The sequence below is a fragment of the Enterobacter cloacae complex sp. IR5403 genome (assembly GCF_049238705.1).
GTDB classification, from domain to species: domain Bacteria; phylum Pseudomonadota; class Gammaproteobacteria; order Enterobacterales; family Enterobacteriaceae; genus Enterobacter; species Enterobacter hormaechei_C.
Map to the genome: position 1 here is coordinate 97617 of NZ_JBMKHP010000008.1, position 22070 is coordinate 119686.

At 55.3% G+C, this 22070-nt stretch carries 21 protein-coding genes; 10 read left to right on the forward strand and 11 right to left on the reverse strand.

Annotated elements, in window-relative coordinates; genetic code table 11:
- Positions 1-46 precede the first annotated feature (46 nt).
- On the reverse strand, positions 47-811 hold the full coding sequence (gene pdhR / locus ACOTW6_RS13405; protein WP_015572686.1) for a pyruvate dehydrogenase complex transcriptional repressor PdhR: 765 nt from the start codon (positions 809-811) through the stop codon (positions 47-49).
- Positions 812-1348: 537 nt separating this feature from the next.
- Here pdhR and aroP point away from each other — a divergent pair.
- From aroP to ACOTW6_RS13420, 3 genes are all read left to right on the forward strand, one after another.
- A complete protein-coding gene (gene aroP / locus ACOTW6_RS13410; RefSeq protein WP_003856317.1) occupies positions 1349-2719 on the forward strand; it encodes an aromatic amino acid transporter AroP in 1371 nt (456 codons plus the stop codon).
- A gap of 164 nt (positions 2720-2883) precedes the next feature.
- The gene (locus ACOTW6_RS13415; protein WP_213789049.1) at positions 2884-4281 is read left to right on the forward strand and encodes a glycoside-pentoside-hexuronide (GPH):cation symporter; all 1398 of its coding nucleotides are present in this window, start codon (positions 2884-2886) and stop codon (positions 4279-4281) included.
- A gap of 10 nt (positions 4282-4291) precedes the next feature.
- Entirely contained in the window at positions 4292-5242 is a 951-nt protein-coding gene (locus ACOTW6_RS13420) for a family 43 glycosylhydrolase (RefSeq protein ID WP_121479290.1), read from the forward strand.
- 18 nt (positions 5243-5260) lie between these two features.
- Here the strand turns inward: ACOTW6_RS13420 and ampE are convergent, their stop codons facing one another.
- Both ampE and ampD read right to left on the reverse strand, forming a co-directional pair.
- Positions 5261-6115, reverse strand: coding sequence for a beta-lactamase regulator AmpE (gene ampE, locus ACOTW6_RS13425; protein ID WP_003856320.1), 855 nt, complete (start codon positions 6113-6115; stop codon positions 5261-5263).
- On the reverse strand, positions 6112-6675 hold the full coding sequence (ampD, locus tag ACOTW6_RS13430; protein WP_421766260.1) for a 1,6-anhydro-N-acetylmuramyl-L-alanine amidase AmpD: 564 nt from the start codon (positions 6673-6675) through the stop codon (positions 6112-6114). The genes ampE and ampD overlap by 4 nt, the downstream gene beginning before the upstream one ends.
- Before the next feature lie 87 nt (positions 6676-6762).
- Here ampD and nadC point away from each other — a divergent pair, with 87 nt between their 5' ends.
- The 4 genes from nadC (at position 6763) to hofC (ending at position 10834) form a co-directional block, all read left to right on the forward strand.
- Positions 6763-7656 (forward strand): carboxylating nicotinate-nucleotide diphosphorylase, encoded by an 894-nt coding sequence (nadC, locus tag ACOTW6_RS13435; protein WP_048243506.1) that lies wholly within the window; start codon positions 6763-6765, stop codon positions 7654-7656.
- 174 nt (positions 7657-7830) lie between these two features.
- Positions 7831-8268: a prepilin peptidase-dependent pilin gene (gene ppdD, locus ACOTW6_RS13440; RefSeq protein WP_121479292.1), complete on the forward strand. Its 438-nt coding sequence runs from the start codon at positions 7831-7833 to the stop codon at positions 8266-8268.
- A 12-nt stretch (positions 8269-8280) separates the two neighbouring features.
- Entirely contained in the window at positions 8281-9660 is a 1380-nt protein-coding gene (gspE, locus tag ACOTW6_RS13445) for a type II secretion system protein GspE (protein ID WP_121479293.1), read from the forward strand.
- Positions 9650-10834 (forward strand): protein transport protein HofC, encoded by a 1185-nt coding sequence (gene hofC / locus ACOTW6_RS13450; protein WP_121479294.1) that lies wholly within the window; start codon positions 9650-9652, stop codon positions 10832-10834. The genes gspE and hofC overlap by 11 nt, the downstream gene beginning before the upstream one ends.
- Positions 10835-10867: 33 nt before the next feature.
- On the opposite strand, the gene ACOTW6_RS13455 is transcribed toward hofC, so the two are convergent.
- Positions 10868-11911 (reverse strand): GMP reductase, encoded by a 1044-nt coding sequence (locus ACOTW6_RS13455; protein ID WP_017383777.1) that lies wholly within the window; start codon positions 11909-11911, stop codon positions 10868-10870.
- A 228-nt stretch (positions 11912-12139) separates the two neighbouring features.
- On the opposite strand from ACOTW6_RS13455, the gene coaE reads away from it, so the two are divergent.
- From coaE to yacG, 3 genes are read left to right on the forward strand one after another with little or no spacing between them, the layout of a single operon-like run.
- Positions 12140-12760: a dephospho-CoA kinase gene (gene coaE / locus ACOTW6_RS13460; protein ID WP_121479295.1), complete on the forward strand. Its 621-nt coding sequence runs from the start codon at positions 12140-12142 to the stop codon at positions 12758-12760.
- Positions 12760-13503, forward strand: coding sequence for a cell division protein ZapD (gene zapD / locus ACOTW6_RS13465; protein WP_015572676.1), 744 nt, complete (start codon positions 12760-12762; stop codon positions 13501-13503). The genes coaE and zapD overlap by 1 nt, the downstream gene beginning before the upstream one ends.
- 9 nt (positions 13504-13512) lie before the next feature.
- A complete protein-coding gene (gene yacG / locus ACOTW6_RS13470) occupies positions 13513-13707 on the forward strand; it encodes a DNA gyrase inhibitor YacG (protein WP_003856332.1) in 195 nt (64 codons plus the stop codon).
- A 34-nt stretch (positions 13708-13741) separates the two neighbouring features.
- Here yacG and mutT read toward each other — a convergent pair whose 3' ends face one another.
- From mutT to ftsQ, 7 genes are all read right to left on the reverse strand, one after another.
- Positions 13742-14134 (reverse strand): 8-oxo-dGTP diphosphatase MutT, encoded by a 393-nt coding sequence (gene mutT, locus ACOTW6_RS13475; protein ID WP_026094401.1) that lies wholly within the window; start codon positions 14132-14134, stop codon positions 13742-13744.
- 57 nt (positions 14135-14191) lie between these two features.
- Complete coding sequence (gene secA / locus ACOTW6_RS13480; protein WP_090279759.1) at positions 14192-16897, reverse strand: preprotein translocase subunit SecA; 2706 nt, start codon at positions 16895-16897, stop codon at positions 14192-14194.
- Positions 16898-16955: 58 nt separating this feature from the next.
- A complete protein-coding gene (secM, locus tag ACOTW6_RS13485) occupies positions 16956-17459 on the reverse strand; it encodes a secA translation cis-regulator SecM (RefSeq protein ID WP_213789050.1) in 504 nt (167 codons plus the stop codon).
- Positions 17460-17739: 280 nt separating this feature from the next.
- A complete protein-coding gene (gene lpxC, locus ACOTW6_RS13490) occupies positions 17740-18657 on the reverse strand; it encodes a UDP-3-O-acyl-N-acetylglucosamine deacetylase (protein WP_003856337.1) in 918 nt (305 codons plus the stop codon).
- 101 nt (positions 18658-18758) lie between these two features.
- Positions 18759-19910 carry a cell division protein FtsZ gene (gene ftsZ / locus ACOTW6_RS13495; RefSeq protein WP_062932356.1) on the reverse strand — a complete coding sequence of 384 codons (1152 nt, stop codon included), beginning with the start codon at positions 19908-19910 and terminating at the stop codon, positions 18759-18761.
- Between the two features lie 63 nt (positions 19911-19973).
- Positions 19974-21230, reverse strand: coding sequence for a cell division protein FtsA (gene ftsA, locus ACOTW6_RS13500; protein ID WP_003856340.1), 1257 nt, complete (start codon positions 21228-21230; stop codon positions 19974-19976).
- Positions 21227-22069: a cell division protein FtsQ gene (gene ftsQ, locus ACOTW6_RS13505; RefSeq protein ID WP_047051312.1), complete on the reverse strand. Its 843-nt coding sequence runs from the start codon at positions 22067-22069 to the stop codon at positions 21227-21229. The genes ftsA and ftsQ overlap by 4 nt, the downstream gene beginning before the upstream one ends.
- Position 22070 lies beyond the last annotated feature (1 nt).

Genomic DNA, 22070 nt, shown 5'->3' on the forward strand with positions numbered 1-22070 from the left:
AGACAGGTTCTGCGTTTAGTTGCCGCGCTCTAAAAGTACCTGGCGCTTAATCCTTTCGTTGCTGTATGCGGCGTAATGAACGTTCGCGACGCGATTGTTCACGGCTGCGGTCCAGCAAGATTTCCTCAATGAAAGCCAGATGGCGGTGCGACGCTTCGCGCGCCTGCTCCGGTTCCCCGGCCATTATCGCCTCGAATACTCGGGTGCGATGGTTGCTTACCAGCGGGAGCATCTCCCGACGGGCATACAACAATTCAAAATTCTGACGAACGTTCTGGGCCAGCATCGGCTCCATGCAGCGTAGCAGATGGAGGAGCACCACGTTGTGCGCCGCTTCGGTGACGGCAATTTGATACTGGACGACGGCATTGGACTCGGCGTCTAAATCGCCGGACTGCTGTGCCCGTTCAATGGCCTGATGCAGCTCGCGAATACGTACGCGGTCTTCATCAGTGCTGCGAAGGGCGGCGTAATAGGCCGCGATACCTTCCAGCGCGTGACGGGTCTCAAGCAGATCAAACTGGGATTCTGGGTGGTCAGAGAGAAGTTCTACCAGCGGGTCGCTGAAGCTCTGCCACAGGCTGTTTTGCACAAAGGTTCCGCCACCCTGGCGACGGAGCAACAGGCCCTTTGCTTCGAGACGTTGAATCGCCTCACGCAGAGAGGGGCGTGAAACGTCGAACTGTTTTGCCAGCTCGCGTTCTGGCGGGAGTTTCTCGCCCGGGCGCAGTGTCCCTTCGAGAATCAAAAACTCCAGCTGCTGCTCAATCACATCGGAAAGTTTTGGTTGGCGAATTTTGCTGTAGGCCATATTCCCTGTCTTACGCCTTTTTGCCCGGAGTCAATTGGTCTTACCAATTTCATGTTCGTATCGCTAAAGTAACAAAGTATTCACCTTCTGTCCATATTGGTTTTGATTGAAATCAGTAAACCCGGCACATTTTAACAACCTTACAGAACTAACGTTTCAGGAATGTAACTTTGCACAAATGAAATGGTTACTACCAAAGAGGCAGTTTTAACCATAATGAAACGAGGGTTTTTGCAATCTGAAGCGATTCAACAAGGCAAAAAATGAAAATTCGCCCTCTTCTGACGCATTTCTATTCTATAGGTTGGGGTAGGAGGGGTTAACGTACCGATTTACAATTGGTTTCTTTTTATTCAAGTCGTCTTCATCCCTTCATAAAGCAGGTGCATTCGCTGGCGCTTACCACTATTCTTGCGCTAACGGAAGCCATCTCCGCTTTTTTCGGTATCGTTAACCGTAAAGAAATAAATACAGAATATGGACTTTCATAATTACACACGCACAGCGTGAACATAACAACCACACACGAGGTTTCAAATGGAAGCTCAACAGCATGGCGATCAGCTAAAGCGCGGCCTTAAAAACCGCCATATTCAGCTCATCGCCCTGGGCGGTGCTATTGGTACTGGCCTGTTTCTGGGCAGTGCATCGGTTATCCAGTCGGCCGGTCCGGGCATTATTCTGGGGTACGCGATTGCGGGTTTTATTGCGTTTCTGATTATGCGTCAGTTAGGGGAAATGGTTGTTGAGGAGCCGGTCGCAGGCTCATTCAGCCACTTCGCCTATAAATACTGGGGCAGCTTCGCAGGCTTCGCCTCCGGCTGGAACTACTGGGTTCTGTACGTTCTGGTTGCCATGGCCGAGCTGACCGCCGTCGGGAAATACATTCAGTTCTGGTACCCGGAGATCCCCACCTGGGCATCTGCTGCGGCCTTCTTCGTCCTGATTAACGCCATTAACCTCACCAACGTAAAAGTGTTCGGTGAAATGGAGTTCTGGTTTGCCATCATCAAAGTGATTGCCGTTGTAGCGATGATCATCTTCGGCGGCTGGCTGCTGTTCAGCGGCAACGGCGGCCCGCAGGCCACCGTGCGCAACCTTTGGGAGCAAGGCGGGTTCCTGCCTCACGGCATGACCGGCCTGGTGATGATGATGGCGATCATTATGTTCTCCTTCGGCGGTCTGGAGCTGGTGGGTATCACCGCCGCGGAAGCCGACAACCCGGAGCAGAGCATCCCGAAAGCCACTAACCAGGTTATCTACCGTATTCTGATCTTCTATGTGGGCTCCCTGGCGGTCCTGCTCTCCCTGCTGCCATGGACGCGCGTGACGGCGGATACCAGCCCGTTTGTGCTTATCTTCCACGAGCTGGGCGACACCTTCGTGGCGAACGCGCTCAACGTCGTGGTGCTGACCGCCGCGCTCTCCGTTTATAACAGCTGCGTTTACTGCAACAGCCGTATGCTGTTCGGCCTGGCGCAACAGGGCAACGCACCGAAAGCGCTGCTTACCGTTGATAAGCGTGGCGTACCGGTTAATACCATCATCGTGTCGGCGGTCGTGACGGCGCTGTGCGTTCTGATTAACTACCTGGCACCGGAATCTGCCTTCGGCCTGCTGATGGCGCTGGTGGTTTCCGCTCTGGTGATTAACTGGGCGATGATTAGCCTCGCGCATATCAAGTTCCGCCGTGCCAAGCAGCAGCAGGGCGTAACCACGCGCTTCCCTGCCCTGCTCTATCCGCTGGGGAACTGGGTTTGCCTGCTGTTCATGGCGGCTGTGCTGGTCATCATGCTCATCACCCCAGGCATGGCGATTTCCGTCTACCTGATCCCGGTCTGGATTGCGATCCTCGGCGTGGGTTATATGGTGAAACAGAAAAATGCCAAAACGGTGAAAGCGCACTAAGTGTTTTCTCGCTGTACTCGCGGTTGCGGGTACAGCGTCTTGTTACCTTCCTCACAAATTCGCGCCAACAGCAAAATCCTCCATATCACCGCCTTTATATTGCAACGCATATATTCGTTTGCCAGCGAATAATTCTCTCCATACCGAAACCCGGAGAGCTGTCGATGAATAACAACAAACTGTCAGTAAAAGAAAAGATCGGCTATGGCATGGGTGACGCCGGATGCAACATTATCTTTGGCGCCATCATGTTATTTGTTAACTATTTTTATACGGATATTTTTGGTCTGGCTCCTGCACTGGTTGGCGTTTTACTCCTGTCCGTACGCGTCATTGATGCCGTAACGGACCCGATCATGGGCGCGATTGCCGACCGTACCCGCAGCAAATATGGCCGGTTTCGTCCATGGCTACTGTGGATTGCCTTCCCCTATGCGCTGTTCAGCATTCTGATGTTCACCACGCCGGAGTGGAGCTATAACAGCAAAGTTATCTATGCCTTTGTCACCTACTTCCTGCTGTCGCTGACCTATACCGCCATCAACATTCCGTACTGCTCGCTCGGCGGCGTGATCACCAACGACCCGAAAGAGCGCGTTGCCTGCCAGTCCTACCGTTTTGTTATGGTTGGTATCGCCACGCTGCTGCTGTCGCTAACGCTCCTGCCGATGGCCGACTGGTTCGGTGGGGATAACAAAGCCAAAGGCTACCAGATGGCGATGACCGTGCTGGCGCTGATTGGTACCTGCATGTTCCTGTTCTGCTTCGCCACGGTGCGCGAGCGCGTACGTCCGGCGGTGCAAACCCATGACGAACTGAAAAACGACCTGAAAGACGTGTGGAAGAACGACCAGTGGGTGCGGATCCTGCTGTTAACCCTGTGCAACGTCTGTCCTGGCTTTATCCGCATGGCGGCCACCATGTATTACGTTACCTGGGTCATGGGGCAAAGCACCCATTTCGCCACGCTGTTTATCAGCCTGGGCGTGGTCGGCATGATGTTCGGCAGTATGCTGGCGAAAGTGCTGACCGACCGCTGGTGTAAGCTGAAGGTCTTCTTCTGGACCAACATCGTGCTGGCGATTTTCTCCTGCGTCTTCTACTTCTTCGACCCGAAAGCGACGACAACCATTGTCGTGCTCTACGTCCTGCTGAACATCCTGCACCAGATCCCATCCCCGCTGCACTGGTCCCTGATGGCCGACGTGGACGACTACGGTGAATGGAAAACCGGGAAACGCATCACCGGGATCAGCTTCTCCGGCAACATCTTCTTCCTGAAACTGGGTCTGGCGATTGCCGGGGCAATGGTCGGCTTCCTGCTCTCCTGGTACGGCTACGACGCGGGCGCAAAAGCGCAGAGCGCGGACGCCATTAACGGCATCGTGCTGCTGTTTACCGTCATTCCCGGCATTGGATACTTAATTACCGCGGGCGTAGTACGTCTGCTGAAAGTGGACCGTGAGACCATGAAGCAGATCCAGTCCGATCTGGAAAAGCGTCGCACCAACTATCGCGAGCTAAACGATTATCAGGAACTCAAAGCCGCTGAGACTAAATAAGGAAAGCCGAATGCAAACCTGGCCAAACCCGTTTATTGAACAACGCGCCGACCCGTATATCCTGCGTCACGATGGGCAATATTACTTTATCGCCTCCGTGCCGGAATACGATCGGCTGGCGATCCGCCGCGCGCACTCGCTGGAAGGTTTACGCGATGCCGAAGAGGTGGTTGTCTGGCGCAAGCCCGACACCGGCCCAATGAGCCAGCTGATCTGGGCACCGGAACTGCATCATATCGACGGCAGGTGGTACATCTATTTTGCCGCCACGCATACCCAGGCGCTCGATCAGCTCGGGATGTTCCAGCATCGCATGTTTGCCATTGAATGCGCTGACGGCGATCCGCTCACCGGTACGTGGGTGGAAAAAGGGCAAATCAAAACCCCGTTTGACACCTTCGCACTGGATGCCACCACCTTTGTTCATCAGGGTAAACGCTGGTATCTGTGGGCGCAAAAAGCCCCGGATATTTCCGGTAACTCCAATCTTTACCTGTGTGAAATGGAAAATCCGTGGACGCTGAAAGGCGAGCCGGTGATGCTCAGTAAACCGGAATATGACTGGGAGTGTCGTGGGTTCTGGGTCAACGAAGGCCCGGCGGTGCTGTTCCATGGCGATAAGCTGTTTATCAGCTATTCCGCCAGCGCCACCGACGAGAACTACTGCATGGGATTACTGTGGGCAGACCTGAATGCCGATCCGCAAAACCCGGCTAACTGGCATAAATCCCCGCGCCCGGTGTTCGTCACCAGCTACGAAAACCGTCAGTATGGGCCAGGCCATAACAGCTTTACGCAGACGCCGGAAGGCGAAGATGTGCTGGTCTACCACGCGCGAAACTACACTGAAATTGAAGGCGATCCGCTTTACGATCCCAATCGCCATACTCGCCTGAAACTCATCCGCTGGAACGAAAACGGGATGCCTGATTTCGGCATCCCGCCCGCAGATACGCTATAACGGCTTCGGCGCGCTGGCTTAAACCAGCGTGCCGTAAATCGTCAGCAGCGCCACAATCACCACCACCACAAACGACGTTTTCTTTGCCATCGAGACGGCAGCTTTTGGCGTTGCGACTTTATCCGTGTGCGGCTCACGCGCCAGCGAGAACTGTGCAAGTCGGGTTAAAACCTGATACTGCGAGGTATGGCGGTCTGCAAGGGAGACAAACCACGCGGGCAACGCCTTTTCACCGTGACCGATGAGGGCATAGACCACGCCTACCAGACGCACCGGAAGCCAGTCGAGCACGTGCAGGATGGCATCAATGCCGGACTGTAGACGTTCATGCGGCGTAAGATAGCGGGCAAGCCAAGTCTGCCAGGCGCGCAGGAACGCGTACCCCATCAGCAGTACTGGCCCCCACGGACCGCCCACCACAAACCAGAACAGCGGCGCCAGGTAGTAACGGAAGTTGATCCACAGCAGCGCGTTTTGCAGCTCCCGCAGAAACTCGCGTTCATCGCAGTCCGGCGGTACGCCATGGATCATCGTCAGCTCGCTCGCCATCGCGCCACGCGCGTGGGCATCATCCCGGGAAGCGGCTTTCAGATACGCGTGATAGTGCAAACGCACCTTGCCCGCGCCAATACACAGCACGCCGAGCAGGATCCACACCACCAGCAGCGGCACGTTGAAAAAGAGGCCGTAAAGCGAGCGCAGCAACAGGAACGTAATCGCCATCACGCCTGCCGCCATCAGCAGCGTGCGCAGCATGGAAAAATGCCTGATGCGGCGGAATAACACCTCCAGCCGATGATCCAGATGCCAGTGCTCGCCGAGCTTAAACAGGCGTTCAGCGATCATAACCAGCAGCATGGTAAACAACGTCATGTTATCTCCTTATCTGACGATGTGGTAAGCATGGCGTGAAACCGGGACCAGTCAAACGCCGGGCCGGGGTCGGGTTTTCTTTCAGGGGCGATGTCGCTGTGCCCTGTAATATTGTCTGCAATGGCGGGATAGCGCCCGATTAACGTTTGCGTTACAGCAACCAGTTTCTCATATTGCGCATCGGTGTAAGGCGTGGTGTCCGTTCCTTCCAGTTCAATTCCAATGGAGAAATCATTGCACCGCTCGCGCCCCTGATACATCGACACGCCGGCATGCCAGGCACGCTTATCAAAAGGAACATACTGAACCACTTCGCCATCACGACGGATCAGACAGTGCGCCGATACGCGCAGATTCGCAATCTCAGCAAAGAAGGGGTGGGCATCGGGATCTATCGTTCCAGTGAATAACGCATCGATCCACGGACCGCCAAACTCACCCGGCGGGAGACTAATATTATGAACCACCAGCAGTGTGGGCTTTTCATCCTCCGGGCGGCAGTCGTGGTGCGGCGACGGTACATGCCGCGCGTCCACCAGCCATCCGTTTTCTAACAACATGCTGGAACTCCTTATCTATGGTGCTGTTACTCGGTTCAGAGTAGCATGTTTCAATATTATGATTCGTTACCAATTTGGAGTTTTATCATGCCGCCTCGCCGCTATAACCCCGACCACCGACGTGACGCGCTTCTGGAACGTATTAATAGTGATATCCCGGCAAGCGTTGCCCATGCCCTGAGAGAAGATCTCGGTGGCGACGTCAGCGCCGATAACGATATTACCGCCCAATTGTTGCCAAAAGAGACACGCTCGCATGCGGTGATCATCACCCGCGAAGCGGGGGTTTTCTGCGGCAAACGCTGGGTTGAGGAGGTCTTTACCCAGCTGGCAGGCGACGAGGTGCAGGTAACATGGCACGTTGAAGACGGTGATGCGGTCACGGCGAATCAGCCACTGTTCGAGCTGGACGGCCCGTCCCGCGTCTTGCTGACCGGCGAACGTACCGCGCTCAATTTTGTGCAAACGCTCTCTGGCGTTGCCAGTGAAGTACGCCGCTACGTTGACCTGCTGGCAGGCACCCGCACGCAGCTGCTGGATACCCGTAAAACCCTGCCGGGCCTGCGCACCGCGCTGAAATACGCGGTACTCTGCGGTGGCGGCGCCAACCATCGTCTGGGGCTCTCCGATGCCTTCCTGATCAAAGAGAACCACATTATTGCCTCTGGCTCGGTGCGTCAGGCCGTGGAAAAAGCCTTCTGGCTGCATCCGGATGTGCCGGTCGAAGTGGAAGTGGAAACGCTGGAGGAGCTGGACGAGGCCATTAAAGCGGGGGCTGACATCATCATGCTCGATAACTTCGACACGGAGCAGATGCGTGAAGCGGTCAAACGCACAAACGGCCAGGCGCAGCTTGAGGTGTCCGGCAACGTGACGTTCGACACCATCCGCGAATTTGCTGAAACCGGCGTCGATTACATCTCCGTTGGCGCCCTGACCAAGCACGTCCGCGCCCTCGACCTCTCGATGCGCTTCAAATAAATTATCTTCCCCTCTTCGCCCGGAGAGGGGAAATACGAAACCGCTCGCAGTTACGCTGTCCTTCTCTGCAACACTGAATCATTTCCCTGAAAGCCCCTTCACGTTCACGCTTTTGCCCCTCGTTTCTGCATGCTGGGACTGCCACAGTAGCGCCACTTAACGTAAGGAGCAGACATGAACAGACAACAAGGATTTACCCTGATTGAGCTAATGGTGGTCATTGGCATTATTGCCATCCTGAGCGCGATTGGCGTCCCGGCCTATCAGAACTACCTACGAAAAGCCGCGCTCACCGATATGCTGCAAGCGTTCATCCCCTACCGCACCGCCATTGAGCTTTGCGCCCTGGATCGTGGTGGTGTGGATAGCTGCGACGCAGGCACTAATGGCATCCCCTCCCCGACAACCACACGTTACGTTTCAGCGATGAGCGTGGCGAAGGGGGTCGTATCGTTAACAGGGCAGGAAAGCCTTAACGGACTTGAAGTGCTCATGACACCGATATGGAGCGACGGTAACGGTATGACGGGCTGGACGCGTGACTGCAAAATTGCGTCCGACACGGCGCTCAGACAAGCCTGTGAAGATGTTTTCCGCTTCGATAACAACTGACAGGAGTGGACAATGAATACCGAACAGCTTATGACGCTCTGTCAGCGCCATCACGCACTGCTACTCGCAAGCGACACCGACATGATCAGCATTGCGGTAGTGGGTAATCCTGCCTCTGAGCTGATGGAAGCGTTACGCTTCGCCACGCAGAAACGTATTGATATTGAGTGCTGGACGGCCGAACGGATGGAAAAACGGCTTCAGTCCCTCTCATCATCACACCTGCCGGGCATAGCGCCAAACTCAGCCGCTGACGTGCTCAGTACAACGTTGCAGCAGGCAGTGAACCAGCGGGCTTCTGACATCCATATTGAACCGACGGAGCACGGCTACCAAATCCGTTTGCGAATCGACGGTGTTCTCTACCCGCAACCGCCGATTTCCACCGCCCTCGGAACGACGCTTGCCGCACGCCTGAAGGTGCTGGGCCAGCTGGATATTGCGGAGCGCCGCCTGCCGCAGGACGGTCAGTTTACGGTGGAGCTGACAAGCGTCCCCGTCTCTTTTCGTATCGCAACCCTTCCCTGTAGCGGTGGAGAAAAAATCGTACTTCGTCTGCTTCACCAGGTACAGCAGGCGCTGGAGCTTGAACAGCTAGGGATGAGCGCAGACCAGCAGGCCCGTTTTGCCGCGGCGCTTAACAGCCCGCAGGGGTTGATTCTGGTCACCGGCCCGACCGGTAGCGGGAAAACGGTGACGCTGTACAGCGCGTTACAGGCGCGAAATACCCCTGACGTTAATATTTGCAGCGTGGAAGATCCCGTTGAAATCCCGCTTGCAGGCTTAAACCAGACGCAGATTAATCCGCGCGCGGGGCTGACCTTCCAGAGCGTGCTGCGCGCCCTGCTCAGGCAGGATCCTGACATCATTATGGTGGGTGAAATTCGTGACGGCGAAACGGCAGAAATTGCCATTAAGGCGGCGCAAACCGGACATCTGGTGCTGTCCACCCTGCATACTAACTCGACGACTGAAACGCTGGTACGGTTGCAACAGATGGGCGTCGCGCGCTGGATGATCTCTTCGGCACTCTCAATGGTCATTGCCCAGCGGCTGGTGCGCCGTTTATGCCCGCACTGCCGACAGGAAGCCAGCCGCCACACCGAATTACCCCGCACGCTGTGGCCCCGGCCGCTTCCTCGCTGGCAACCCACCGGCTGCGATCGCTGCTACCACGGTTTTTATGGTCGCGTAGCCATTTTTGAAGTGCTCGTCATCGACGACACGCTGCGGCAGGCCATCGCCAGCGGAGCAAGCACGGAGGTGATTGGGTCCAGCGCTCGTCAGGCGGGAATGACCTCTTTGTTTGAGCATGGCTGCATGGCCGTAGAGCAAGGGCTGACCACGCTCGAAGAGCTGTTGCGCGTCCTGGGAATGCCCGATGGCTGCTAATTCACTCTGGCGCTGGCGTGCCCTGACCACCGAGGGGGAGGTGCAAACCGGCACCCTCTGGGCCATCGACCGTAACGCAGCTTACACGGCTCTGGTGCTTAAACAGCTGCACCCGCTGGCGCTGAAACGCTGCCAGCAGCGCCACCGATGGCAGGTGCAGCACTGCTACGATATTTTTCGCCAGCTCGCCACGCTGCTACAGGCCGGACTCACGCTGTCCCAAAGCCTGCACATGCTGGCGGAACAGCATCCTTTGCAGCACTGGCAGGCGCTGCTGCATAGTCTTGCGGATGACCTGAGCGAAGGTTGCGCCCTGTCAGAGGCCATGAAGAAATGGCCAGAGGTGTTTAGCCCTCTTTATGTCTCAATGGTGAAGACGGGTGAGCTGACGGGTAAGCTCGAAGCCTGCTGCCGTCAGCTTGCGCAGCAACAAAAATCCCAGCAGCAGCTCAGTGCGAAGGTGAAGAAAGCGCTGCGCTATCCGCTGATCATCCTGACGCTGGCCGTTTTCGTGGTGCTGGCGATGGTCACGCTGGTGTTGCCTGAGTTTGCTGCAATCTACAAAACGTTCAACACCCCGCTCCCTTTGCTCACGCAGGCAGTCATGGGGCTGGCGGCCCTGGTTCAGGCGCATATCCTCACCCTTTTGACCCTGCTCGTGGCAATGGTTGTCATCGCCTGTAAGCTGCGGCGGCATCCACGCTGGCAGTATGTCTTGTTACACGTACCGGTGATGGGCACGCTGACGCGCGGGCAAAAACTGGGGCAGATTTTTACCGTGCTGTCATTAACCCAGCAGGCCGGAATTGCCTTTTTACAAGGACTGGAGAGTGTGGAAGAGACCGTTGAGAGGGGCTACTGGCAGGAGAAAATCCGTGAGATACGCAGCGATATCGAACAGGGGACGCCCGTGTGGTCCTGCTTCCAGAAGGCCTCTGTTTTTACGCCACTGTGTATTCAGCTCATTCGCACCGGAGAAGTGTCGGGTTCACTGGATGTCATGCTGATGAATCTGGCCCGCCACCATACGGAACAGACATTTCAGCAGGCAGACAATCTGGCGGCGCTTCTTGAGCCTTTGCTACTGGTCGTGACGGGTCTGATTATCGGTACGCTGGTGGTGGCAATGTATCTGCCGATTTTCCATCTGGGGGATGCAATGAGCGCGGGGTAACGCTGGCGCACGGACGCGCGCCAGCCGTAGCCGTCAGAGGCTATTGAATACGCGGTTTTCCTGCTCCTGAACGCGGATAAACGTCGTGCGTTTCGTCAGCTCTTTCAGGCGGGAAGCACCAACGTAGGTGCAGGCAGAACGCAGACCGCCGAGGATATCGCGCGCCGTGTTTTCGACCGGACCACGCAGTGGCAGCTTAACGGTTTTGCCTTCCGCCGCACGGTATTTCGCGACACCGCCCACGTGACGGGTCATCGCGGATTCAGAGCTCATTCCGTAGAACAGCATGAATTTCTCGCCGTTCTCTTCCACCACGGTACCGCCGCTCTCTTCGTGGCCTGCCAGCATGCCGCCGAGCATCACGAAGTCCGCGCCGCCGCCGAAGGCTTTCGCGACATCGCCTGGCATGGTGCAGCCACCGTCGCTGATGATCTGGCCGCCCAGACCGTGCGCAGCGTCAGCGCATTCAATGACCGCAGACAGCTGCGGATAACCCACACCGGTTTTCACGCGCGTGGTGCAAACGGACCCCGGACCAATGCCCACTTTCACAATGTCGGCCCCGGAGAGGATCAGCTCTTCACACATTTCACCGGTCACCACGTTGCCCGCGATGATGGTTTTGGTTGGCCAGGCTTCACGCGCCTTGCTGACGAACTGGACGAAATGCTCGGAATAACCATTTGCCACGTCAATGCAGACAAAATTCAGCGCCGGATTGGCGTTCAGGATCTGTTTGGTTTTCTCGAAATCTGCATCAGAAGTACCGGTCGAGACCATCACATGCTTCACCACGTCAGCCGAGGCGGAGGCGACAAACGCATCCCACTCTTCAGCGCTGTAATGTTTGTGTACCGCAGTAAGGATGTCGAATTGCGCCAGTGCGGTCGCCATCTCAAAGGTCCCGACGGTGTCCATGTTGGCCGCGATAATCGGCACGCCAGACCATGTCTGACCGGAATGCTTAAAGGTGAATTGACGTTCGAGTTCAACGTCTGAGCGACTTTTCAGTGTAGAGCGTTTAGGGCGGATAAGAACGTCTTTGAAACCTAACTTCAGATCTTCTTCGATACGCATGTGCGGATTCCTGGGGTTAGAGGCAAATATATTAAAAGCACAACTCCAGTGACGCTATCATACGCACTAATACCTGCTCCGCAAGACTGCGAAATTCTCTTTTTTTACGCTACAATCCTATAAATTTACCTGGTAAAAAGCGGGTAAAGAGAGCTAAACATTGGCTGTTGTAAGTTTGAATTTTAAGCAACTGATTTTAAAACTGAATAATTCCCAGGATCTGATTTAATGGGGTATATCGTCGCATTAACCGGCGGCATCGGTAGTGGTAAAAGCACCGTTGCGCACGCGTTTGCTCGTCTCGGCATCACGATTATCGACGCCGATATCATTGCCCGTCAGGTGGTAGAACCCAATACACCCGCCTTAAACGCCATCGAAGCGCATTTTGGTCGCCGTGTGATACAGGCTGACGGCACCCTGAATCGTCGGCAGCTGCGTGAGTGCATATTTTCTGATTCTTCGGAAAAAGCCTGGCTTAATGCCCTGCTCCACCCCATTATCCACCAGGAAACACAGCGTCAGATTGCCGCAGCCCGTTCGCCCTATGTGTTGTGGGTAGTCCCGTTACTGGTGGAAAATCAGCTTCAGCATAAAGCAGACAGAACGCTGGTGATTGACGTTTCCCGCGAAACGCAAATCCAGAGAACCATGGCGCGTGACCATGTTTCACGCGAGCATGCTGAACAAATTCTTGCCGCACAGGCCACGCGCGAAGCGCGCCTCGCCGTTGCGGATGATGTTATTGATAATAACGGCGCACAAGATGCCATTGCATCGGATGTTGCTCGTCTGCACGCGCAGTATCTGACCTTCGCCGCGCAGGCCGTTGCACAGGAAAAACCATAATGTCGACTCATATCCTTTTTGAGCACCCGCTTAACGAAAAAATGCGTACCTGGCTACGCATAGAATTTCTTATTCAACAGCTTTCACAACATCTGCCTGTCAACGATCACGCCACCGCGCTGCATTTTTTCCGCAACGTGGGCGATCTGCTTGATGTGATTGAACGCGGCGACGTCCGCACTGAGCTGTTGAAAGAGCTGGAGCGCCAGCAGCGAAAATTACAGGCCTGGGCCGAAGTACCGGGCGTGGATCAAAGTCGAATTGACGCTTTACGCCAGCAGCTGAAAAACAGCAGCACGACGCTGATGGCCGCGCCGCGCGTTGGCCAGTTTTTACGAGAGGATCGTCTGATTGCGCTGGTGCGCCAGCGCCTGAGCATACCGGGCGGGTGCTGTAGTTTTGACCTGCCGACGCTGCATATGTGGCTGCACATGCCGCAGGAACAGCGCGATCGCCAGGTGAACAGCTGGCTGGGCAGCCTGGAGCCGATGAATCAGACGTTATCGCTGATCCTCGATCTTGTGCGTAACTCGGCCCCGTTCCGCAAACAAACCAGTCTCAACGGTTTCTATCAGGATAACGGCGACGATGCCGATCTTCTGCGCCTGAATCTGTCTCTTGGCGAGCAGCTTTACCCGCAAATTTCCGGACATAAAAGCCGTTTCGCGATCCGCTTTATGCCGCTGGACAGTGAACATGGCACCGTGCCGGAACGCCTCGATTTTGAACTGGCCTGTTGTTAAGGAGTGCCAATGTCTGACGTAACCACCGTAAACTGCCCAACCTGTGGGAAAACTGTCGTCTGGGGAGAAGTGAGTCCATTTCGCCCATTCTGCTGTAAGCGCTGTCAGCTTATAGACCTGGGTGAATGGGCGGCGGAAGAGAAGCGCATTCCGAGCGAAGGCGATCTCTCGGATAGCGATGACTGGAGCGAAAACCAGCAGTAACCTTTGAAGCCTGCTGGCGCTTCGCTTAGCAGGCCTACAGGTTGCCCGTTAGCCGGGATATGACGGGCGCATTTGCCGGAGGAAATTTTTCGGCATCACTCGCGTGAAGCGTAACCCAGCCCCCCGGTTGCCCCTCTTTACCCCACGGTTCACCTTCCCAGCTTTCCACCAGCCAGAACCACAGCGTTATATGACGATCCGGAAACTGGTACTCCAGCTTATCGAACAGCGTTGCGCCAATCGGGGTGATCCCCACCTCTTCCTGAAGCTCACGCACCAGCGCCTGTTCCGGCGTTTCACCTGATTCGATTTTCCCGCCGGGGAATTCCCATTTGTTGGCCATATGCGCATCGGCGGCGCGTTGGGTTATAAAGATCTGATTTTGCGGGTTGCGAATGATCCCGACAGCAATTTGCAGTGTTTTCATCATGTCACTTCCATAAAAAAGGCGCAGATATCTGCGCCTTTTCAGTTTGTTATGTTCTTAGCTCAGACGGCCGTGGCACGCCTTGTATTTTTTGCCGGAACCGCATGGGCACGGATCGTTACGACCGACTTTACGATCGCCCGTCTGCGCTGCGATTGCCGCTGCGGCTTCGCTTTCATCGGTCTGATGGCTCAGCTGCTGCATCTGTGCCAGACGCTCAGCTTCTTCACGACGCTGCTGCTCCATCGCTTCCACTTCTTCCGGCATACGCACCTGAACTTTGCTCAGGGTGCTGATGACTTCATACTTCAGCGACTCCAGCATGGCGGCAAACATGGAGAAGGATTCACGCTTGTACTCCTGCTTAGGATCTTTCTGCGCATAACCACGCAGGTGGATACCCTGACGCAGGTAGTCCATTGCCGCCAGGTGCTCTTTCCACAGGGAGTCCAGGGTCTGCAACATTACGCCTTTCTCGAAGTGACGCATCATCTCTGCGCCAACCACTTCTTCCTTACGCTTGTAGACCTCCAGCGCGGTTTCGTAGATACGCTCGCGCAGGGTCTCTTCGTGCAGCTCAGGCTCTTTGTCCAGCCACTCTTTGATTGGCAGTTCGAGATCGAAGTCGTTTTTCAGACGTTCCTGCAAACCTTCGATATCCCACATCTCTTCCAGAGACTGCGGCGGAATGTGCGCGTCGATAGTGGCCTTGAACACATCTTCGCGAATGCTGTTGATGGTTTCGCTCACGTCGGACACGTCCAGCAGTTCGTTACGTTGGGTGTAGATCGCACGACGCTGGTCGTTGGCAACGTCATCATATTCCAGCAGCTGCTTACGAATATCGAAGTTGCGGCTTTCCACTTTACGCTGGGCGTTGGCAATCGCTTTGGTAACCCACGGGTGCTCGATCGCTTCGCCAGGTTTCATGCCCAGTTTACGCATCATGCCGGACACACGGTCAGAGGCGAAAATACGCATCAGCGCATCTTCCATAGACAGATAGAAGCGGGAAGAACCGGCATCACCCTGACGGCCCGCACGACCGCGCAGCTGGTTATCGATACGACGAGATTCATGACGCTCGGTACCAATGATGTGCAGACCACCGGATGCCAGCACCGCGTCGTGACGCACCTGCCAGTCGGCTTTGATCTGCGCGATTTGCTCTGGGGTTGGGTTTTCCAGCTCCGCCACTTCGGCCTGCCAGCTACCGCCGAGCATAATATCGGTACCACGACCCGCCATGTTGGTGGCGATGGTTACGGCAGCCGGGTAACCTGCCTGCGCAACGATATCGGCTTCTTTGGCGTGGAACTTGGCGTTCAGAACGTTGTGTTTGATGCCTGCTTTGGTCAGCTCGTTAGAAACCACTTCGGATTTCTCGATGGAGATAGTCCCCACCAGTACCGGCTGGCCCTTCGCGGTACGTTCGCGAATATCTTCGATGATCGCCTGAATTTTTTCCGCTTCGGTCATGTATACCAGGTCCGGCATATCCTTACGGATCATCGGACGGTTGGTAGGTACTACCACGGTATCAAGCTTATAGATGGAGCTGAACTCAAACGCTTCGGTATCGGCGGTACCGGTCATCCCCGCCAGCTTCTCGTACAGACGGAAGTAGTTCTGGAAGGTGATGGATGCCAGCGTCTGGTTTTCATTTTGAATATCCACGCCTTCTTTCGCTTCCACGGCCTGGTGCAGGCCATCGGACCAGCGACGTCCCTGCATGGTACGGCCGGTGTGTTCATCGACGATGATGACTTCGCCGTCTTTAACGATGTAGTCGACGTCGCGGGTGAACAGGGCGTGCGCGCGCAGTGCAGCCGTTACGTGGTGCATCAGCATGATGTTGCTCGGGGAGTACAGAGACTCGCCCTCTTCCATAATGCCTTCAGCCACCAGCAGCTCTTCGATTTTCACCAGGCCGCGTTCGGTCAGGTTGACCTGACGCGCTTTTTCATCCACGGAGAAGTGACCTTCACCCTGGAAGGTATCGGAGTCTTCTTTCTCCTGACGCAGCAGGTGAGGAATGATTTTGTCAACTTTACGGTACATCTCGGAGCTGTCTTCAGCCGGGCCGGAGATGATCAGCGGGGTACGCGCTTCATCGATCAGAATGGAGTCAACCTCATCCACCAGCGCATAGTGCAGCTTACGCTGGACACGCTCTTCCGGGCTGAACGCCATGTTGTCACGCAGGTAGTCGAAGCCGTATTCGTTGTTGGTGCCGTAGGTGATATCCGCGTTATACGCTTCACGCTTGGCAGGTGCCGGCAGGCCGGACATGTTAATGCCCACGGTCATGCCGAGGAATTCGAACAGCGGACGGTTGTTTTCGGCGTCGCGCTGCGCCAGATAGTCGTTGACGGTAACAACGTGAACGCCCTTACCCGTCAGCGCATTCAGGTAAGCCGGCAGCGTTGCAGTCAGGGTTTTACCTTCACCGGTACGCATTTCCGCGATGCAGCGCTCGTTGAGCACCATCCCGCCCAGCAGCTGCACGTCGAAGTGACGCATGCCGAACACGCGTTTACTGGCCTCACGTACAACGGCGAAGGCTTCCGGGATCAGGCTTTCTAAGGTTTCACCTTTCTCCAGACGCGCACGGAACTCCGCGGTTTTCGCTTTCAGCTCATCATCAGTGAGCTTTTCCATCGCCGGTTCCATACCGTTGATGACGTTCACAGCTTTGCGCATGCGGCGCAGGGTACGATCGTTACGACTACCAAAAACTTTGGTTAACAATTTGATTAGCATAATAAATTCTCAAACGCCCCAGTCGGGCAGATAAATTAAGGTATTGAAAAAGGTTAATTTAGCTGAGGCGTTGAGGCCCGGCACGGATGCCGTGAACCTGGCTAATCCATGTCGAAACAGAGAAGGATGCAGGGGAAACAAAATCCGTTTGCGCCGTCTGATTTACGGTCACTGGCGGCTGGTTGTCCTGCGTCAGAAGCGCATTAAGCGTATCGAGCAGGGCAAGATGCTGAGCCTGAACCGGCAGCGTTTCCTCCGCAACAGGCATCGTCTGCGGCGCCATCGCGAACGACAGATGGCGGATAACCGTGCGAATCGCGTGCTGCTGCCAGTAATCAACGTAGAAATTGGGACGACGGCTGGCTTCAAGCCATGCGAGATTAGTGAAGTTAACCCGTGTGGTGAGATCGTGTTTGGTCGTCGTGGAACGTGCTGGCGTCGCCGCGTCTGCGCTGTTGCTGAGCGCAGGCAAGCCGAGACTCGCCGCGACCATCCCTAATAAGAGATGCGGCCAGAAGTAACGTCTGCCAAATTGTCGCCAGCGCGTCAGTATTCCGCTCACTTGCTCCACCACGTTCGCCCGCCAGTGCAGGCTGAGTTCAGTTATTCTTTTTTAGCGCCCAGATATTACCACTAAAGCCAATACACGGCAGCAGGAATGACACCTTGCAGCAGGTAAAAACGGTCAATAATGCAGCGAACACACCGTTATTCGGCACCCGACACAGGCCAGGGGTGAGAGGGACAAATTAAAGAAGGGCAGAAATAAAAACGACTGGCTTCCCTGGTCGGAGAGAGTACCAGGTGAACCAGTCGCTTTTCTTACGAAACGGCTTTAACCGTTACGCCAGGACCATAGTCGGGGCTTTGAACGCCAGCGGCAGTTCAGCTTCGTCTTCGAAGGTCACATATTCCCAGGCTTCCTGTTTTGCCAGGACGGCCTGCAACAGTTTGTTGTTCAGTGCATGACCGGATTTAAACGCGGTAAAGGCACCAATGATGTTGTGACCACACATGAAGAGGTCGCCGATCGCGTCCAGCATTTTGTGACGAACAAATTCATCTTCAAAACGCAGGCCGTCTTCGTTCAGTACGCGATAATCGTCAACAACGATGGCACAATCGAAGCTGCCGCCCAGGCACAGGCCGCGGGATTGCAGATATTCGATATCACGCATAAAGCCGAAGGTACGTGCTCGGCTGATCTGACGCATGAACGCATCCGCAGAGAAGTTCATCGCATAGCGCTGGGTGCTGGAGTCAATCGCCGGATGGTTAAAATCGATGGTGAAGTCCAACGAGAAACCATTGTACGGTTTGAATTCAGCCCATTTGTCGCCATCTTCGACGCGAACGGTCTCTTTAATGCGAACAAATTTCTTCGCGCAGTTCAGTTCTTCGATGCCGGCATCCAGCAACAAATAAACGAACGGAGCAGCACTCCCGTCCATGATCGGGATTTCTGGCGCATCGACTTCAACCATAATGTTGTCGATACCCAGACCGGCCAGGGCGGCGTTCAGGTGCTCTACGGTAGAAATCCGCACGTCATGCTCGTTCACCAGACAAGTACAGAGCATAGTATCACGCACAGATTTGGCATCGGCCGGAAAATCTACCGGTGGATTCAAGTCGGTGCGACGATAGATGACCCCGGTATTGGCCGGCGCAGGGCGTAACGTCAGTGTGACTTTCTTGCCGGTATGTAAACCGACACCCGTCGCCTGAACGATACGTTTAAGTGTCCTTTGTTTGATCATCGTATAATCTCGCCAAATTAACTATCCAACCGAGAGTGTATATCACTAACGGTGGGCCAGTTTAGCACAAAGAGCGCAAATCCCCAAATTCCAGCCAATTCTTAGTCAGCTTGCTTACGCAGGAACGCCGGGATATCCAGATAATCTGGCTCTTTTGCCGTTTGTGGAGTCGAGTCGTTCACCACTTTCGCAGCGGGTTTTTGCTCCTGAGTCAGAGGCGCCATACCGTGCTGCTGGTAACGATCCATCACCGGCTGCTGAGTCTGTTTGTTGGTTACCAGGGTGATCTCAGGACGCTTGTCCATACCGATACCGGTGGCCACAACGGTCACACGCAGTTCGTCGTTCATTTCCGGGTCAAGGGACGTACCGATAACGACGGTCGCGTTGTCAGAGGCGAATGCACGGATGGTGTTACCCACGGTTTCGAACTCATCCAGACGCAGATCAAAGCCAGCGGTAATGTTGACCAGCACGCCGCGCGCGCCAGACAGATCGATATCTTCCAGCAGCGGAGAAGAGATCGCCATTTCAGCGGCTTCTTCCGCGCGGTCTTCACCGCTCGCCACGCCAGAGCCCATCATCGCGTAGCCCATCTCGGACATCACGGTGCGAACGTCTGCAAAGTCAACGTTCATCAGGCCAGGACGGGTAATCAGTTCAGCGATACCCTGAACCGCGCCTTTCAGCACGTCGTTTGCCGCGCCAAAAGCGTCCAGCAGAGAGATACCGCGACCCAGCACTTTCAGCAGCTTGTCGTTCGGGATGGTAATCAGAGAGTCCACGTGCTTGGACAGCTCGGTGATACCCTGCTCCGCGAAAGCCATACGCTTCTTACCTTCAAAGTTGAAGGGTTTAGTCACGACAGCAACGGTCAGAATACCTAAATCTTTAGCGACTTCCGCCACAACGGGTGCTGCACCGGTACCTGTACCGCCGCCCATACCCGCTGCGATGAAGACCATGTCTGCACCGTCCAGTGCAGCGCGCAGCGCTTCACGATCTTCTTCAGCCGCGTTGCGGCCCACTTCCGGGTTAGCCCCTGCTCCCAGACCTTTGGTGATGCCACCACCGATCTGAATCGTCTGGCCAACAGCCGTTTTACGCAGCGCCTGCGCATCGGTGTTCACCGCGAAGAATTCAACACCTTCGATGCGCTCGCGCACCATGTGCTCTACGGCGTTGCCGCCGCCGCCACCGACGCCGATGACTTTAATCACCGCGTCGTTGGTTAATTCCATAGGTTCAAACATAATCTCTCTCTCCGTTGTGCCTGTCGCCCGAGACCGCTAATTCTCTCCGGTCTCTTAAAAAAATTAAAATTCTTTTCGCAGCCAGGTGTTAAGTCGTTTGACCCACGACCCCACCGAGACGCGTTTTTCCACCTCTGCCTCACCACTTAAATGGGACTCTTTCCCGTAGTGCAGCAGGCCCACCGCCGTTGAATAGTACGGCTCCTGAGCATAATCCGTTAAACCGGTGATATTCAGCGGCGCACCAATACGCACCTGCGTATGGAACACGCGCTGAGCGCAGGCCGCAAGACCTTCAATTTGCGCTGCCCCGCCGGTTAATACAATCCCCGCCGCGAGATGATGTTTCACACCCTGCTGGCGAAGCTGTTCCTGTAACTGCAAAATCTCTTCGTTGACCAGGTTGAGCAGCTCGGTATAACGCGGCTCAATCACCTCTGCCAGCGTCTGGCGTTGCAGGCTGCGCGGCGGTCGCCCGCCTACGCTCGGCACTTCAACGCTCTCGTCTTTGCCGACGATAGAGCCCAGCGCGCAACCATGGCGCACTTTAATCGCCTCTGCATCGCTCGGTGGCGTACCAAAGGCGTAAGCGATATCGCTGGTTACCACATTCCCGGCGTACGGGATTACTTTGGTGTGGCGTAACGCACCGCCGGTATAGACAGCCATGTCCATTGTACCACCACCAATATCGACCACACAGACGCCCAGTTCACGTTCGTCTTCGGTCAGCACGGAATAGCTCGCGGCAAGACCGGCGAAAATAAGTTGGTCAACTTTCAGGCCACAACGTTCAACGGCTTTTACAATGTTCTTCGCCATATCGTTGTGACATGTGATCAGGTGCACTTTTGCCTGCATACGCACGCCCGACAGACCGACCGGATTCTTGATGCCTTCCTGGTAATCGATCGCGTATTCCTGCGGGATCACATGCAGCACACGGTGCTCGTCGCGAACACGCACGGATTTCGCCGTGTGGACAACGTTCTCAACGTCTTCCTGCGTCACTTCTTCTTCGGAAATCGGCACCATACCGATTTCATTCTGGCAGCTGATGTGCTTACCAGACAGGGCCAGATAGACAGAGGAAATCTGGCAATCTGCCATCAATTCAGCCTGGTCGATGGCGCGCTGAACGCATTTCACCACCGACTCAAGGTCGTTTACCCCACCTTTATCCATACCACGGGAGGGGCAGCTGCCCACGCCAATGATATTGACCATACCGTCGGGCAGAACTTCCCCTACCAAAGCGGCAACCTTCGCGGTGCCAATCTCCAGTCCTACTACCAATTTTCTGTCCGTCGACTTGATCATTGTTGTTCTGCCTGTACCTGTGCCTGATTTTGTTGCTGATTAGGTTCCTCGACCGGAGCCGGCTCCCAACCGACTGCTGCGCCTGAGTCATAGCGCAAATCAACGTAGCTTATCCGTTTGCCATCCGTCTGCGCCTGCTGCTGTAAAACCGGGTAAAGTTCTACAAAACGCGCCAGACGTTTCATTGTGTCGCCGCGGCCAAGATTGAGCTTAATGCCATTCGTTAAGGTCAACTGCCAGGAACGGCGCGCCGTCATCGCAGCATCTTTTAACGTAAAGCGATTCTTAGCCAGCACCTGCCCCATCTCACGAAAACCCTGCAATACTTCGTTTTCGCTGCCTTCCGGGCCATACAACATCGGTAAATTCTGCTTGTTGACACGATCGCTCGGGACGCTGAACGAATTTCCGTCTACGTCAACCATATGCTGATCATTCCAACGCGCAATCGGCACATATTCAACCAGATGAATCTTCAATTCATCAGGCCATTGCTTTCTGACACTCGCCTGTTTTATCCACGGCAGACGTTCAATCTGACTCTGAATAATGTTGACGTCCTGCGTCATAAAGGTGCCAGGCGACCCAAGCGCCAGAATCGACTGGCGAATGTCATCGTTACGCGTGTAGTGTCGCTCCCCGGTCACCACCAGCTTCGACAGCGGCAACCGCTGCGCGTCTTCCATCCAGCCCAGCACCATCCAGCCGCTGATAAACACGGTGCACAGCACCCCGAGCAGGAAGATGATCCCTGCAAGACGCGTTCCATTACTCCGGCGCGAAGAGGAATATTCTTCTTCGTCATCGCGGTTGCGCGTGTTCAATGCAGCCTGAGACATA

What these genes read in the sequence shown, in the direction of transcription:
- zapD (WP_015572676.1), top strand. Translation starts at nt 12,760, where the DNA reads ATGTCGACTCATATCCTTTTTGAGCACCCGCTTAACGAAAAAATGCGT.
- ampE (WP_003856320.1), bottom strand. Translation starts at nt 6,115, where the DNA reads ATGACGTTGTTTACCATGCTGCTGGTTATGATCGCTGAACGCCTGTTT.
- ftsQ (WP_047051312.1), bottom strand. Translation starts at nt 22,069, where the DNA reads ATGTCTCAGGCTGCATTGAACACGCGCAACCGCGATGACGAAGAAGAA.
- lpxC (WP_003856337.1), bottom strand. Translation starts at nt 18,657, where the DNA reads ATGATCAAACAAAGGACACTTAAACGTATCGTTCAGGCGACGGGTGTC.
- ACOTW6_RS13420 (WP_121479290.1), top strand. Translation starts at nt 4,292, where the DNA reads ATGCAAACCTGGCCAAACCCGTTTATTGAACAACGCGCCGACCCGTAT.
- secA (WP_090279759.1), bottom strand. Translation starts at nt 16,897, where the DNA reads ATGCTAATCAAATTGTTAACCAAAGTTTTTGGTAGTCGTAACGATCGT.
- hofC (WP_121479294.1), top strand. Translation starts at nt 9,650, where the DNA reads ATGGCTGCTAATTCACTCTGGCGCTGGCGTGCCCTGACCACCGAGGGG.
- ftsA (WP_003856340.1), bottom strand. Translation starts at nt 21,230, where the DNA reads ATGATCAAGTCGACGGACAGAAAATTGGTAGTAGGACTGGAGATTGGC.
- gspE (WP_121479293.1), top strand. Translation starts at nt 8,281, where the DNA reads ATGAATACCGAACAGCTTATGACGCTCTGTCAGCGCCATCACGCACTG.
- ampD (WP_421766260.1), bottom strand. Translation starts at nt 6,675, where the DNA reads ATGTTGTTAGAAAACGGATGGCTGGTGGACGCGCGGCATGTACCGTCG.
- mutT (WP_026094401.1), bottom strand. Translation starts at nt 14,134, where the DNA reads ATGAAAACACTGCAAATTGCTGTCGGGATCATTCGCAACCCGCAAAAT.
- ACOTW6_RS13455 (WP_017383777.1), bottom strand. Translation starts at nt 11,911, where the DNA reads ATGCGTATCGAAGAAGATCTGAAGTTAGGTTTCAAAGACGTTCTTATC.
- yacG (WP_003856332.1), top strand. Translation starts at nt 13,513, where the DNA reads ATGTCTGACGTAACCACCGTAAACTGCCCAACCTGTGGGAAAACTGTC.
- coaE (WP_121479295.1), top strand. Translation starts at nt 12,140, where the DNA reads ATGGGGTATATCGTCGCATTAACCGGCGGCATCGGTAGTGGTAAAAGC.
- nadC (WP_048243506.1), top strand. Translation starts at nt 6,763, where the DNA reads ATGCCGCCTCGCCGCTATAACCCCGACCACCGACGTGACGCGCTTCTG.
- ftsZ (WP_062932356.1), bottom strand. Translation starts at nt 19,910, where the DNA reads ATGTTTGAACCTATGGAATTAACCAACGACGCGGTGATTAAAGTCATC.
- ACOTW6_RS13415 (WP_213789049.1), top strand. Translation starts at nt 2,884, where the DNA reads ATGAATAACAACAAACTGTCAGTAAAAGAAAAGATCGGCTATGGCATG.
- aroP (WP_003856317.1), top strand. Translation starts at nt 1,349, where the DNA reads ATGGAAGCTCAACAGCATGGCGATCAGCTAAAGCGCGGCCTTAAAAAC.
- pdhR (WP_015572686.1), bottom strand. Translation starts at nt 811, where the DNA reads ATGGCCTACAGCAAAATTCGCCAACCAAAACTTTCCGATGTGATTGAG.
- ppdD (WP_121479292.1), top strand. Translation starts at nt 7,831, where the DNA reads ATGAACAGACAACAAGGATTTACCCTGATTGAGCTAATGGTGGTCATT.